This window comes from Bifidobacterium sp. ESL0728, assembly GCF_029392015.1.
Lineage (GTDB): Bacteria > Actinomycetota > Actinomycetes > Actinomycetales > Bifidobacteriaceae > Bifidobacterium.
This window is the reverse complement of record NZ_CP113925.1, coordinates 2,293,914-2,308,807: the sequence shown is the minus strand read 5'-3', so window position 1 is coordinate 2,308,807 and position 14,894 is coordinate 2,293,914. Positions and strand designations below refer to the sequence as shown.

Sequence of the window (14,894 nt, the reverse complement as noted above, 5' to 3'; positions counted from 1 at the left end):
CTGGCCGAAATTACCGGCGTTAAAAAAAGAATGGTTCTGAAATCTCCAAGGATTCCAGAACCATTCTTATATTCGGTAGTTAATTGATATGTCCGAACTATGAACTCGCCTTATTTGTCCATAATTGGTCGTGGCCGGAATCCAGTATCATCTGGTCGTATTTCGTGTGTAACTATGCTTGTGGAATCGCTCCTGATGTGGCAGGCACGGTTAGACACAGAGTAGTTTGCCGGCAATTTAGCGCGGCGAACCGACCTGGGTAATCTGCATGACCCTGTCGTTGATCAGCGCGTAATCCCTGTTCTCGGAATCCCTAATGGCGAATGCGCAGGAATTGGCGTCATTCGTGAATGCCACCATATCCGTGGTGTCGGGATTCTTCTTGGAGAGCGTACGCAGCGAAGCGACCAATCTGAAATCGCCGTTGTTGAACAAATTGAGTGGCATCTTGAACTCGACGGTACGATGCCCGTGTTCCGTGTATTTGAGCGTTTCCGATCCGGTATCGAATGCGACGCCGCCGCGGCGCAGGTCGTGCAGCGCAATGGCGAGGTAGAAGTCCTCGGGCTCGTTGAAATCGTATTCCACCTCAAAGCGGAACGTGTCGGAACTCTTGCAGATCTGGCCGGAAAGCGGCTTCACCTTGAGCACTGGGCAGCGGCTGTTGAGGCCGTCGGCATATTGGCCGTTTTTCTGCTCGATTTCCTTCTTTTCCGCCTGAAGGTTCTCAAGTGTGTACTGGTTGGCCGCTTCCTCTTTGTTGCCGTTGACGATGATGTCGCCGTCTTTGATGAGGATGGCCTTGTTGCAATACTTCTTGACCGAATCCATGGAGTGAGTGACCAGGATGACCGTCTTGTTCGGGTCTTTTTTCACTTCGGTGAAGTAGTCGTCGCACTTCTGCTGGAACGCTTCGTCGCCGACGGCGAGCACCTCGTCAAGCACGAGGATGTCGCCTTGGGCCTTGATGGCCACGGAGAACGCCAGACGCACCTGCATACCGCTGGAGTAGTTCTTGAGTTTCTGGTCCATGAAGTCGCCGAGTTCCGCGAAATCGACGATGTCGTCATACATGCCTTCGATTTCTTCGCGGGTGAATCCGAGCAGGGCACCGTTGAGGAAGACGTTTTCGCGACCGGTCAGTTCGGGGTTGAAGCCGACGCCGAGTTCGATGAACGGCACCAGTTTGCCCTTGACTTTCACCGTGCCTCCGTCGGGCACGTAGATGCCGGAGATGATTTTGAGTAGTGTGGATTTTCCGGACCCGTTGCGGCCGACGATGCCGAAGAAATCCCCGCGATGCACGTCGAAGGTGATGTCGTTGAGCACCTGCTGCTTTTTGTAGCCTTTGATGCCTTTGGTCCAGTTGATGAACGCCTGTTTGAGGCCCGTCGCCTGTTCGGTGGGCAGCTTGAAGTATTTGCCGACGTGGTCGACTGAAAGCACCACCTCGCCGCTTTCTTTGGTCTTGCCCAAAGAATCGATAAGGGACGAATTCTTGGCGGAATCCGATGAATCGGTTTTGGAAACCATTGATTTTGAAGAAGTCATCATGCCTCGCTCACTACATGATTTCCGCGAATTTGCGGCTGTACTTGCGGAAGACGTACACGCCGAGAACCAGGAATACGAACGAAAGAATATACGGAATCAGGCAGATAAGCGGATTGTGAATTTCGCTCCAGATGATTTGCACGTTCTGTGGGTCGATGAGGTTGTGCCGGGCGTCCTGGAAAGTCTGGGCTATCGGGCTCATCAGCATGAGCTTGGCGATGATCGGGTAATTGTGCTCGACCATGGAAAGCGGATAGATGATAGGCGTTGCGTAAAAGACGACCTGGCTGACGACTTCCCAGATATGCTGTATGTCGCGGAAATGAACGTACATCGTGGCGAGCAGCAGGGCGCAACCAAGTGCGAAGATATAAAGCTCGATGAGGTTTAGCGGCAGAAGCACCACGCGCCAGGTGAAATGTGCGCCATTGACGATGGCGAATACCAAAATGACGACGAGGTTGATTCCCAGGCTGATGAGTGCCCCGCAGGTTGCGGAAACGACGATGATGTAATTGGGAAAATGGATTTTTCGTAAGATGTCGCCGCGATCGACGATGGAGCGTAGGCCGGTGCCGGTCGCCTCGGAGAAGAATTGCCACAGGCAGTTGCCCATCAGCAGTACGACCGGATATTGGGGGGTGCCGTCGGTGAAGTGCAGGAAGCGCACGAAGACCATATACATGATGCCGAACAGCATGAGCGGTTTGATGACCGACCAGGCGATGCCGAGGAAAGAACCTTGGTATCGCAGTTTGAAGTCGGTTTTGACCAGCTCTTTGAGAACGACCCACGAATAGTGGTATCTATTCTCGAGTTTTTTCACTAATGTCTTCACAAACGTCTTAGTTTAGCAATGACTATGGGATTATGCTCTGAAAACGAGCAGTTTTGCATAAGGTTTACGCAGTTATCGCATATTCTGCCCCCGCGAAGTTATACTGAAGACTATGGCTCAAGCAAGTTCTGCGCAAACGCAATGGGAGACGGTCAACCGGGTGGTGTTCCCGGTCGACGATCAGGAGTCCGTCATGCCGCTCTATGCGGTGCGATGGACGCGTCCCCATGTTCCGGAGTCGGTGTTCGACAGCGTTTCGCAGTTGCAGCGTGCCGATGTGGGCGCATTGAATCCGGTTGGTTTTGACGGGACGTTGCGCGAGGCTACCGCCGATGCCGGCGCCGCGCGCGACGAACTTTCGGATTTCACGGTGCTTTCGCGACGTTCCGCGCGTCTTGAGCCCGGTGCACATATTTCTTTCTGCACCTATTTCAATGCTTTCCCGGCCTCGTATTGGCAGCGTTGGACGAACGTCCGTTGCGTCCGGCTCACAATGCAAGTGCGTGGCGAAGGTGAAATCAGCGTGTTCAAATCGACTGCGCGAGGTCTGTTCTCGACGGTCAAGACGCTTGAGGTTTGCGGCGACGGCTGGACGCAGATAGCCGTCGAGATTCCGCTTTCCGGCTTGCTGGACGGCGGGTATTTCTGGTTCGATGCATACTGCCATCCGAGTGTGGACGGCGACAAAGTCGGCTCTGATGCTTTGACGATTCGTAATGCGAGTTGGCAGGTTCCGGTAGCCGATTGTGTGCACCGTGATGTAAACGGCGGGAATAATCAAAGTGCCCAATCCGGTTCGGCTGGTGCCACAGAAGATAACGGCGGACATCGTTATGGCGAAAGTGATACATATGTCGGTGCTAATCGCCATCGTCCCACTTGTTCCATAGCCATCACGACTTACAACCGCACCCCGTATTGCCTGCGTCAGCTGAAGGCCGTCGCGGGCGAAAGCGAACTGCGCAAAAGGCTCGACACGGTCTACTGCATCGATCAGGGCAGCGATAAAGTCTGCGAACAGAAGGGATTCGACGAGGTTTCTGCGGATTTGGGCAGTCAACTTGCTTACATCCAGCAGGCCAATATCGGCGGTTCCGGCGGATTTTCGCGCGGCATGCTCGAGTCAATCGATGCGGGCAAAAGTGCCTACACGATTCTGCTGGACGACGACGCCATCATGGAGCCGGAATCATTGCTGCGCTCGATTCAGTTCGAGGACTACGCCAAACACCCCGTGTTGGTGGGCGGCGGCATGTTCCATCTCGACGACCGCACGATGCTGCACGTGCAGGGGGAGCGTTTCGACCGCAATAGCTTGAAACCGTGCCCTCCGGCTGGAGCCAGTTATAATCACGATTTCGCCGTCTCGCCGCTACGTGATTCGCCCGAGCTGCATGCCCGTTTCGATTGCGATTACAGCGGTTGGTGGATGTGCCTCATCCCCAACTCGGTCATCCGCGAGATTGGTCTGTCACTGCCACTGTTCATCAAATACGATGACGTGGAATATGGCTTGCGCGCCCGCGAACACGGCTATCCGACGATTGGGCTTCCGGGAGTGGCCGTGTGGCACCAAGGCTGGCACGACAAGGACATTTCGCGCACTTGGGAGGAGTACTACGCTCAGCGCAACCGTTGGATTTGCGCGCTGCTTCACTTCCCGAACGCCGGGAAACGTTACGTGTTTCGCATGATGTACGAGGACGCCCACCTCGGCGTCAAACTGATGTATTCGGGCATGAAGCTTCACCACATGGCCTTGCGCGACGTGATGCGCGGGCCAGGCTATCTCGTCGATACGCTTTCGACCAAGCTGCCGGAAGTGCGTGCGGCGCGTGAAGGATTCAGCGACAGCGAAGTTTCTCAGGATGTCGAAACGTTCCCTGTCCCTGTGGCAACGTTCGACAACCGACGTCCGGCGTTGTCTGGCGGTGAGCTCGCCAAAACCGCGGCGACGGAAGTCATGAAGGCCGTGCTTTCGCGGCAGGACGGCACCCGTGATGCCGCGCCTCAAGTGGGAATGAAGTCGAAAGATGCGGTCTGGCCGTCGTTCGACGGTGTCAGCTCGGCTTTGGTCACCACCTCGGATGGCAACGGTGCCGCGTGGCTGAAACGTGACAGCAAGCTTTATCGGCGCAACCTGCGTGAATGTTACCGAATCGCCACATCGTTGGTGCGGCATTGGGATTCGCTCGCGCAAGCCTACCGTTCCGCCGATTTGGCGAGCCCTGATTCCTGGCGTGTGATTTTTTCTTCGTAATTCTGCCGTCGTCTTTCCATTATCTTCACGCTCGTTTGCGCACAGTTCACAAATCGATTTCTAGACTCGGGAATCAGTAGGCAGTCAATGCCGATGTTGGTGATGGTAAAACCGTGATGGTCGATTGATTCGTAATACGTTATGCGTGACACTCGATATGCGATGCGTAGGTATGTAATACGTTATATCTGTCGATCGCCAAGTCCGCTTTGGGCTTGAAACGCGTTTTATCGTCGTCTGAAAATGTCGAAGCATTGATGGCCATTTTAGTTTTTTGAAAGGTGATGGCTGCAGATGGTGCACATGGGATACGGCGAGACCTGGGCGAAGGTCATTCTCATGGGCGAGCATTCCGTGGTTTATGGGTATCCTGCAGTCGCTGCACCGTTGCTCTCGTTGAAGATGCGGGCTTGGGTCACGCCGGTTGCATCGTCCCAAAATAACGCTGAAGCCATTTACAGCGATGCAAAGATCTCGGAGCAGGATGTCGCGGGTTCACGGCTTTCGCGACTTTCACGGACTTCACAACCTGATATCGATAATTTCTGCGATTCCAAGCAGGAGCATGTCGACGTCGCCATTGGTCAGGCTCAGCACAGCGTTATCAGCGATTTCCGCCATTCTGTCGACAATTTGTCTTCGTCTTCTAAGTTGGCGCTTTCTCAATCCGTCTCTTCTCAAGCGCCGGTCGGCACGCTGAAAGCGTTGAATTACGAGGGGTCGCTTTCCGATGCTGGAAGCCGATTCGGTGGGCTGGAACGTGCGGTGAAGGTCGCCACCGAATTCGCCGGTTATCCGGGCCTCGCGTTCGACGTGGTCACAGACAGTTCCTTCCCCGCGGGCCGTGGCATGGGCTCGTCGGCGGCCAGCGCAGGCGCGGTGATTCGTGCGATTCTCGACGCCTGCGATGTCAAGACGAGCGAGCAGCAGATTTTGAAGCTTACCAACGAAGCCGAGGTCATCACGCACGGCAATCCTTCCGGTCTCGACGCGGCGACGACGTGCTCGCGTGATCTGGTCGCCTTCGAGTCCGGAGATATCGAGAAAATGCGCGTCGATATGCCCGCTTACCTGGTGATTGCCGATTCCGGTATCGCCGGAAGCACACGTGAGGCCGTCGGCAACGTCCACAAAGAGGACGAGCAGGACCACGCGCATGTCAAGTCCATCATGGACGAGCTCGGTGAGTTGGCCCGCGCCTCCGAAACCGATCTCGAGCTGGGCACGGTGTGCATGCTGGGCGAGCGCATGAACCGCGCGCACGGATTGCTCAACGAGCTCAATGTCAGTCACCCTCTGGTCAACCATCTGGTGGAGGCTGCGCGTGTGGCCGGCGCCACCGGAGCGAAAATGACCGGCGGTGGGTTGGGTGGTTGCCTGATTGCGCTGGCTGCCGACGAACAAATCGCCAAAAACGTCAAGCGCACATTACTGCGTGAAGGCGCTCGCGAGGTCTGGATTCACTCACTGTCCGCCGTTGAATCATCCGATGAATCAAGTCTTGGCTTGCCTGATGACTTAAGTGATGCTGGCTGTTTCGACGCAGCGTCATCCGTGCATGCTGCAAATGTATCGCATGCGGATTCGCATGTTGGCAGTGGCCGAGCTCGGGTCTTATCCCGCTGATCTTATCCGGCTGGTCTTATCTCGCTGAACGGCGTCTCTGCGCAGATGCTAGCGTCGTAAATGGCGTAAACGGATTAACTTCTCATTGCGTTTGCGACGCTAATCGTCTGTTTTGCGTCTCATATGCAACGTCGCGTCCCATTTATAATGGTTGGTTGCGTTTGCGACGGTGATTGCAGTTTTTCCGTCTCATTTGCATCCTTTCCTTGCGTTTGTGACGCTAACCGCACTTTTTGCGTCTCATCTGCAATTTTTTGTTGCGGTTGCGACGCAGTAGACAGGTTTTGCGTCGCAAACGCAATGAATAGTTGCCGATTCTGCGGGTTTAGTGGATAGTCAGCGGTTTTCGCAATGTGGTATATGTGGGCGCGTTAGAATCTTGGAATTGTGAAGGTCAGTGTATCGGATATGGCAGGAACGCAGCAGCTGCAGAAGCAGACGCGTTCCGTTTCGTGTAGGGAAGCAGCAAAACAGATTGCGGTGAAGAAGGCCACTGCCGTTGCCAGCGCCAATATCGCGCTGATCAAGTACTGGGGCAAAGCCGATGAGAGTTTGATTATTCCGCGGGCTTCCAGCCTTTCGTTGACTCTTAATGGACTTTCCACGCGCACCACGGTCGAATTTGGCGAGCCGTATACTTTCGATACTCAGCCTTTGACTGATTCCTTGACCATCGACGGCAAGATGCAAGAGGGCCCGGCATTGACCCGTGTCTCGAAATTCCTTGATATTGTGCGTGATGAGTCTGGGCTTGACCTGCCTGCGCGCGTAACTTCCGCTAATACCGTACCGTTCGGAGCCGGTTTGGCCAGCTCGGCATCGGCCTTTGCGGCGCTTGCGGCTGCGGCTTCCAAGGCCGCGGGACTCGAGTTGAGCCCGCGCGACCTGTCTCGCTTGGCGCGGCGGGGTTCGGGTTCCGCTTGCCGTTCGGTTTTCGGTGGACTGGTGAAATGGAATGCCGGACATGATGATGAAACTTCATACGCGGAGCCTGTGGATTCCGGCAATATGGATCTGGCCATTATCGTGGTGCTCATAACCAGTGCAAAGAAGCCGATTTCCAGCCGTGAAGCGATGCGCCGCACCATCGCCACCTCACCGCTTTATGATGCTTGGATTGATTCCTGCAGCAGAGATTTGGATGATGCGCTCGCTGCGATTCAAGTAGGGGACGTCCAACGTTTGGGCGAAATCACCGAAGCCAACGCATTGGGTATGCACGCGGCCATGATGGCCTCGCGTCCCGCCGTTTTCTACTGGCTTCCGCAGACTGTGGCCGCGCTGAACGCCGTCGCTTCCATCCGTGAAACCGGCTTGGGCGCGTGGTCGACGATGGATGCCGGACCGAATGTCAAGGTACTTACCGATGGTCGTGATGCCGAAGAGGTGGCTGACAAGCTGCGGAACCGTCTTCCGGGTTGCGAGATCAGTGTGCATCGTCCGGGCTCTGGTGTGCGTTTCGAGGCGTAACCGTTCATATCGATGTTGGATTACCCTCTAAAGGCTTAAAAGTATTACGGAATTTTCGATACAGGAAGTTTCGGGAACTTTTCGTCGTTGAGTTCGATTAATGGTATTCGCTTTTGTTGCAGTGAAGACTGTTTATGCGATTCCATGCGATAAATCAGTGGTAATTATGCATTCTCGCAGATACTTGACAGGCGCGGGTAGTTAAATGGTCTTTTGTGAAAAAGCTTATTGAACAACTTGTGAAATTCGGCATTGTAGGTGTTATCGCGGCCGTGATTGATTTCGGCGTTCTCAATCTTTTGGTCGCCGCTTTTCACATGAACAACGTGATCGCAAGCACGATATCGTTCCTGGTCTCGCTGGCGTTCAATTACTGGGCGAGCATGAAATACGTGTTCAAACGTCGCGCCGACATGGCCCGCTGGATGGAAGGCTCGATTTTCCTTGCCGCAGCAGTGGTCGGACTCGGTATCAATGACCTGATCATTTGGATGAGCACGTTGGGAATGGTTGCCAACGCGGCTGTTGCGCAGCATGCGATGTATATCTTGCGCACGAATATCGGCAAGATCGTGGCCACCGTGGTCGTGGCAGTCTGGAATTTCGTGATCCGAAAATGGCTGCTCGACGATCATTCCAAACAGAACGGCAACACTCCAGGTTCCGTATCTCCGACCTCCGATCCCAAGCGCAAGACCTTCGCCCAAAAGCTTGGTGAGTGGTCGATAGCCCACACCCCAAAGGGCTGGCAATAAGCGGTTTTAGAGTATTTTCAGATAATTATGAAATGGCCTCGGACTTTCCCAAATGAAAGCTGAGGCCATTTCATATTTCGAATTTCACACCCCGACGTTAGTTGAGCTGCGAAATTCATTTAGTTCATTTCACACCTCGACCTGGGTGAGCATCGGGGTTTCGGTGCTTTCCTTGATTTGCTTGAAACCGAGGAAGGAGAGGGCCAGCGAGACGAGCGCAAGGACGGTGACGACAAGGAAGCCGCCGTGCGAACCCATGTGGTCGATGAACGCGCCGGCGATGGCCGAACCTGCGGAGCCGCCGATGGAGTTCATCGCGCTCATCCACGCCATGCCTTCGGTGAAGCGGGTCGGCGGCACGAGGTGAAGCATCAGCTGGTTGCCGTTGATCCAGGTCGGGGCCTGGCAGACGCCGATGATCAGGTAGATGATCATGATGGTCCAGATATTGTGGGCGAACATGAACGAGGCGATGCCGAGGTTGACGACTATCAGGCAGAAATAGAAACGCTTCCACAGCGGAATCGTCCAGTTCTTCGCGCCGTAGAAAATCGCGCCGATCATCGACGAGAGCGAGAAGCAGGCGAAAACGAAGCCTGTGTACTGCTTCATGTTTTGCTCGGTGGCGAACGAGATGATGGAAATATTCGCGGCCGACTGGAAGGCGCCGAGGCCGAACCACGTGACGCACATCGCGATCAGGCCCGGTCCCCAGATAGACTGGCCCGATTTCAGCAGACCTGCCTTCTCTTCGGCGGCTTCCGCGCGTCCGCGCAACTTGGCGGCCTTAAGCGCTTCGCGCTCGCGATATTCCTTGCGGGAGATCCCGGCTTTGCGGGCGAGGTCGGTCTGCGAGGGCGGTTCGGTGGAAAGCTCGGTCAGGAACATCAGCGCGCCGACGATGACGCACATGCCGGTCACCGAAAACGCGAGTACGCCGGAAATCACAGCCAAAGTTGAGGCCAGCGGATTGCCGATGACCCACATCGCCTCATCGAAAACGCCGGAAAGCGAAAGCGCCCGGTCGGTGCGCACGCGGTCGCCGTGCAGCAAATGCGTCCAGCGTCCGCGGGCCATCGCGCCCCACGGCGGAATGGCCGACATGAACGGCACGATAATGAACAGGATCCACGAAGGAACCTGAGCTGTAATACACGAAACCAGCGCCGTGGCCGCCACAACCCACACGATGATGGTGGGAATCGAGACCTGTCGCTGCCCGAACTTGTCGACCAGCTTGCCGAGCACCGGGCTCATGATGGCCAGTGCGATGGCCTGCACCGCGCTCAGCGCGCCCGCAAGCGTGTAGTTGCCGTAATAATGCTGCACGGAAATGGTGATGGTCATACCGACCATGGGGAAGGGCATGCACGCGATGACTGAGCCGACGGCGAAGCGCGCGGTGTGCGGCATACGCAAGAGTTCGGCATAGCCTCCAAATAGGCGGTGGGAGGCGTCTTTGATGCCGGAGACGGGTATAAAGCGCATGGCTTTAAGGATTCCTTTCAGGATGTGTTGTGGGAATGTTGTGGTTGGTGTGCGAGCAGGGAAACCGGGCCGTTCGTGAGCGGTTCGTGCGGATTGTTCGTGGGAGTCGGTTTGTGCCCCAGACGGATAAGAAGTATCCTTTTTCTCTACTCTCAGCCTCGCTACTTTAGCGGTGATGCACCCCGACACGCGGTAGATTGCGCGGTAAACGAAGAATAAAACGTAAATCTTTTGCAAACGTATTCATCGGGTCGTTTCGAGCCTCCGGTTACCTGCGGGAAATGCCTTACGTGCCCGGCCGCTGGTACCCTGTTATTTGGTAAAAGGGCGCCGTTATCGGCGGTGTCCGGCACAAGTCATTCATAAAATCACGAAAGGCCGTTCATGTCGTCCATCGCGTTGCAGACCACGTTGCATTTCGTCCGTCACGGCAAGGTCGAGAACCCCGGTCATCTGCTTTACGAGCGGCTTCCCGGTTTCCATCTTTCGGCCTTGGGATTGCGCATGGCCCAGGCGAGCGGACGTTACATCGCCTCGGATGCGCAGATGAACCAGGCCGTGGCTCTCTATTCCTCACCTCTGGATCGCACGTGTGAGACGGCGCAGGCGATTATGGCCGAGCTTAATCCGGTGCGTGTCGCCCGGGGAGAAACGGAACTTTCCATTGAAACTGACCCACGGCTTATCGAAGCGGGCAACGAATTCCGCGGCTTGCGCATCGGCTATGGTCAGGGCGCGCTGTGGCGGCCGAAGAATCTCAAGCTGGTGCGCAATCTTTGGCGTCCGAGCTGGGGGGAAAGCTACCAGCACATCGCGGCGCGCGTCAGCGATTTCGCGCAGGAGGCCGTGCGCAACCATCCCGGGGCGCAGGTCATCATCGTCAGTCACGAATCTCCGATCTTCAGCTATCGGCACATGCTGGAAACCGGTCATCCCGAGCACAACATGCTGTTGCGGCACACGGCGCTCGCCTCGATTACCTCGATTACCTATGACAGCAAAACGGGCAAGATGCTGCACATCGCCTACGTCGATCCGGCCAAGGACGTGAAGTAGCAACGAAGAACTTGGAGAAGGAAGGGAACAGCATCCGAAGCTTGGCGTTGAAGTTTGGTGTTAAGGATGTTTCTTTTTCTTGATATATGCGCACTGCATCGTGCTGAGTCCGGTGATTCTGTATTCACATATTGTGCCGGTACGCGCCGGATGGGCGAGCCGTTGCGTGTGCTGATATGAATTCAGCCTTGATAGCTGAGTGGATTCGTGGTTTTGGGAAAGAGAGCTGGTGCCGTTGTGCCGTGCTGTGATGGACGCCCCGGCGTTGTCATAGCCGTGTATGGATTACGATAGAGTGAGGAAACCGGCAATTTGGCAGTTAAGGCAAAGGAGCGAATATGGCGGTTGATATTGAAGGCGGGATCGTCAAAGACGGTGAATTGGCTCGTCTGGCTTTGATGCCCGAGGTGCGGGATGCGGCGCAGGCTGGTGTTTCTCTTATCGCGCTTTGGCCGTTGGACACCGCACAGGAGCTGAGCAATGATGCGAAATATGCCGAGGACCTGCAGGTTCTGGTGTGCAGGGCGGTGGCCGAGGTCATTACCGGGCAGGAAATTCCGATGGCCGATGCCGAGTTTGTATACGAAGGTGCGGTCGATATTCCTGGCCGCCCGCAGTCGATGGTCGACGCGCTGATCGACGTCAACGATGCCTACGAGCAGATGGAAGATTACTCGCGTAACGGCGATACCTCGCTCGTGATGGCGGGTGCCGGCGATCTTGACGTCGGTTGGGACGAAAAAACCGTGAAGGCCATTGCCGCGGCACTTGAGGAGATCGAGCAGGTTGCTGGTGCCAGCGCCGTATCGGGTGAAGACGGGCAAGGCGAGGGCTCCGATGATGATTCCACGCCGCACGATCCGGACGTTGAAAGCGTGGCCCAGCGTCTCGCGGTGGTTTTGGCCGCCATCGATGGGCTGTTCGGTTTAGTCGACAACGCTGATGCTTCAAGTGATGGCGACACCGATATTGCGGCTCGCAACGCATCTCCGATCATGCTCTATATCAACGAATTGTGCGAGCGCATGTCGATTCCACGTATGTATCTGACCAGTCAGCAGTTCAAGGATCTGGTTGTCAAATACCGTGAAGCAGCCGGTTCCGGCGATGGTGATGGCGCTCTGGACGCGGTGGCCAGGTTCGTCGCGCCGCTGGCCAAGACCGAGTGGGAGAAGCACCACAACGACGTCATTTACGATCCGGTCGCGGTCGCTAAGGCCGAGAAGGAAAAGGAAGAGAAAATCAAGAAGGCCAAGCTGGCCGAGAAGTTCAAGGACATTCCCGAGGACAAGGATAAGCCGCCGGTGGAGCTGTAAGGTTTTACGGCAGATATATCCAGAGCGGGCATATATAGAGCGGGCATATTCGGATTGTGAAGGATATGCCCGCCGTCTGTTGAATGTCTCTGAATCTAAGGGGCGATAGGGCCGGTGCTGGCCGCCTATATTACCTGTAGATACGAAACGTGCGCCGCCGCAATGTTGCCGGTGGCGCACGTTTTATATAAGTGCTATTACTTTTGGTTCTTGCTCGAATTTGCACTGTCGGGATTCATATCGGTGGGTCCCATATATCCCTGTGCCGGTTCGCCGCCAGAACCTGGCAGCTTCGTCTTGCCGTCATGGCCACCGCCGGGTCGTGTATTCGCGTCGAACGGTGGCTCTTTGAGGTTTGTATTCTTTGTGCCATTCGTTGAATCAGCTGTGTTCATCATGCTTTCCCTTCTGGTCGGCCACGCACGTCGCGGTGCGCCGATTTGGCTCCCAACAAGTGCTGGACGTACATATCTGCCTTCAATGACTCATTATAGTAGTGTATTCGATGTACGTATGGAAAGTTCCAGATTTTTGAATTTCGTGTCATTGATCATATAGGCCGAGTCGATTAGCCGGCAAGGTTCGAGCGCAGGAATATCGGTATGCATTTATTGTCATTACCGGATAACCACGAAACGGCTTGACTGCAAATCCGCAAAGCCCTCTGCATTTACCTGTCGGATAGAGACAGATGGACACAAAGGGCTTTGCGATAACTTCATTAGCGTCGATACCGCGTTTTACTGACGGAACCGTTGCTTTTGCCTTTGCGGCTGTTTTCTTGCGACAGGCCCGTTAGATCGCTGGCCTTGTTGTCATTGCAGTCCTTGTGGGCTTTGCTGTCCGAAGGAATCCTGGCCCTGGTCCGGTTCTTTGCTCGGAGCCGCGGCCTGCGGTGCAGATTGCGGCTCACCGGGCGTAAATGCCTGCGGGTTTTCCGTTTGCGTATACGCATTGGTCGCAGAGCTCGTCGCCTGGTTTGCCGGCTGATTGTATTGAGCATCGGCGGGGTTTTGCGGATTTGCCGGTTGGACGTAGGGGTTGCTCACATCGGTCGGCTGATTCGGAGCCTGCGGATATTGCTCGCCGAACGCATTCTGCTGCTGCATCGGCTGGGCATACTGGCCATATTGAGCGGCTGGCGGATTTCCCTGATTTGCCGGCGGCATGTATTGGCCATTGACAAGGCTTTCCGGAGGCAAAGCCTCATCGAAACGAGCGCCTTCCGGTTTGGGGCCAAGTACCATCAGCACGATTTCCAAGATGAAGCCAACCAGCATGCAAAGGAAGGCTATGATCAGCGCTATCATCATGCCGGCACCGGCGGCCTCGAAAAGTGATTTGGATGAGTAGGATGAGTAGGAGATGGCCATTCCGCCGATGCCTTCTACAACCGATATCACCGTGATCATTGCGCCCGCGATAACCAGGCCATAGGGCAGCAGCCACCACCAGCCTGACTTGTTGGAATCGTGCAGGCGACGGACTGCGATGGAGAGGCTCGGGATGAAAAACGCAAGTTCCACGATGAAATTGATGAAGCCGGCGGCTCTTTTGAACAGCAGTCCGTCGAGGAAAAAGAGCACGAAGTAAACGATGAGGAGGAACAGTTGCACCCACCAGTATTCGCTGCGGCTGGCGCGGCCGGAGAACTTGACGTACTTCAAGAAGAAACGCTTGACGGCTTCTATTGGCGGGCATCCATAATACGGAAGGTTCAGCGGAACGGCCATTGAAGGCGCGAAATTATTGGGATTCGGGTTGCCGTAAGGCTGGCCGGGTGCGTTACCGGGGTATACAGGCGCCCCGCCTTGACCGTTCATGGGCTGGTTCGCGGCATATTGGGGAGGCACGTTGTTCGGGGCTTGTTGAGCACTGTCATATTGCGGAGTCTGCTGGTCGGAGTTGTATTGCGGTGCTGCCTGTTGTGCGTCATATTGAGGAGCTGGCTGCTGCGCTTCGTACTGGGGCGTTTGTTGCGGTGTCGCGTATTGTGGCGCCGATTGCTGAGCCGTGGACTGTGACGTTTGTTGTGGGGCGTCGTGCTGTGACGTTTGTTGTGGGGCGTCGTGCTGTGGCGTTGCCTGCGGTGCGCCGTGCTGTGACGTTTGCTGTGGCGTTGCCTGCGGGGCTTCATATTGCGGCGTGCTGACCGGCGAGGCCGGGTATTGCGATGCCGAGCCGGGGAGCGGGGGAATATCCGGAATAACAAAGTTCTGCGGTGCACTCGATGACGACGTGTCAGCGGGATTGTCTGAGGCTCCGGATGCGCCTTCATTGGTGTATGGGCTGTTCCCGGGATTGTTGTAATCCTCGTTCGGTTGAGGGTTGGTGTCGTTCATCGATTTCCTTTCGTTGATCTGCTCCTTGTTCTATGCATATCGCGATAATCGTTGAATACCCACATCGTCCGGATACAGCTTGAAGATACGACCTCACATCTTGCTTTTAGTTTAGCGGATAATGCCGAGAGCCAGCAACTTAGGATAAAATATTGTTCGAATGATCTGTAATATTTTCAACGGTTTTGA

The 14,894-nt window shown here is 55.4% G+C and carries 11 protein-coding genes; 6 read left to right on the top strand and 5 right to left on the bottom strand.

Annotation, left to right across the window (positions count from 1 at the left end):
- Nucleotides 1-237: 237 nt before the first annotated feature.
- On the bottom strand, nucleotides 238-1,554 hold the full coding sequence (locus tag OZX67_RS08700; RefSeq protein ID WP_277142640.1) for a polysaccharide ABC transporter ATP-binding protein: 1,317 nt from the start codon (nucleotides 1,552-1,554) through the stop codon (nucleotides 238-240).
- Between the two features lie 10 nt (nucleotides 1,555-1,564).
- Nucleotides 1,565-2,392 (bottom strand): ABC transporter permease, encoded by an 828-nt coding sequence (locus tag OZX67_RS08695; protein ID WP_277142638.1) that lies wholly within the window; start codon nucleotides 2,390-2,392, stop codon nucleotides 1,565-1,567.
- A 112-nt stretch (nucleotides 2,393-2,504) separates the two neighbouring features.
- Here OZX67_RS08695 and OZX67_RS08690 point away from each other — a divergent pair, with 112 nt between their 5' ends.
- The 4 genes from OZX67_RS08690 to OZX67_RS08675 all read left to right on the top strand — a co-directional run bounded on the left by OZX67_RS08690 (nucleotide 2,505) and on the right by OZX67_RS08675 (nucleotide 8,503).
- Nucleotides 2,505-4,652 carry a glycosyltransferase gene (locus OZX67_RS08690; protein ID WP_277142637.1) on the top strand — a complete coding sequence of 716 codons (2,148 nt, stop codon included), beginning with the start codon at nucleotides 2,505-2,507 and terminating at the stop codon, nucleotides 4,650-4,652.
- 294 nt (nucleotides 4,653-4,946) lie between these two features.
- Nucleotides 4,947-6,278 carry a mevalonate kinase gene (gene mvk / locus OZX67_RS08685; RefSeq protein WP_277142635.1) on the top strand — a complete coding sequence of 444 codons (1,332 nt, stop codon included), beginning with the start codon at nucleotides 4,947-4,949 and terminating at the stop codon, nucleotides 6,276-6,278.
- A gap of 387 nt (nucleotides 6,279-6,665) precedes the next feature.
- Nucleotides 6,666-7,748 carry a diphosphomevalonate decarboxylase gene (mvaD, locus tag OZX67_RS08680; RefSeq protein ID WP_277142633.1) on the top strand — a complete coding sequence of 361 codons (1,083 nt, stop codon included), beginning with the start codon at nucleotides 6,666-6,668 and terminating at the stop codon, nucleotides 7,746-7,748.
- Nucleotides 7,749-7,963: 215 nt separating this feature from the next.
- Nucleotides 7,964-8,503 (top strand): GtrA family protein, encoded by a 540-nt coding sequence (locus tag OZX67_RS08675; protein ID WP_277142631.1) that lies wholly within the window; start codon nucleotides 7,964-7,966, stop codon nucleotides 8,501-8,503.
- A 129-nt stretch (nucleotides 8,504-8,632) separates the two neighbouring features.
- On the opposite strand, the gene OZX67_RS08670 is transcribed toward OZX67_RS08675, so the two are convergent.
- On the bottom strand, nucleotides 8,633-9,991 hold the full coding sequence (locus OZX67_RS08670) for an MFS transporter (RefSeq protein ID WP_277142629.1): 1,359 nt from the start codon (nucleotides 9,989-9,991) through the stop codon (nucleotides 8,633-8,635).
- A 384-nt stretch (nucleotides 9,992-10,375) separates the two neighbouring features.
- On the opposite strand from OZX67_RS08670, the gene OZX67_RS08665 reads away from it, so the two are divergent.
- Nucleotides 10,376-11,047: a histidine phosphatase family protein gene (locus tag OZX67_RS08665; RefSeq protein ID WP_277142627.1), complete on the top strand. Its 672-nt coding sequence runs from the start codon at nucleotides 10,376-10,378 to the stop codon at nucleotides 11,045-11,047.
- Between the two features lie 338 nt (nucleotides 11,048-11,385).
- A complete protein-coding gene (locus tag OZX67_RS08660) occupies nucleotides 11,386-12,363 on the top strand; it encodes a hypothetical protein (RefSeq protein ID WP_277142625.1) in 978 nt (325 codons plus the stop codon).
- 197 nt (nucleotides 12,364-12,560) lie between these two features.
- Here OZX67_RS08660 and OZX67_RS08655 read toward each other — a convergent pair whose 3' ends face one another.
- Nucleotides 12,561-12,761 (bottom strand): hypothetical protein, encoded by a 201-nt coding sequence (locus tag OZX67_RS08655; protein ID WP_277142624.1) that lies wholly within the window; start codon nucleotides 12,759-12,761, stop codon nucleotides 12,561-12,563.
- 417 nt (nucleotides 12,762-13,178) lie between these two features.
- Nucleotides 13,179-14,705: a DUF805 domain-containing protein gene (locus OZX67_RS08650; RefSeq protein WP_277142622.1), complete on the bottom strand. Its 1,527-nt coding sequence runs from the start codon at nucleotides 14,703-14,705 to the stop codon at nucleotides 13,179-13,181.
- Nucleotides 14,706-14,894 lie beyond the last annotated feature (189 nt).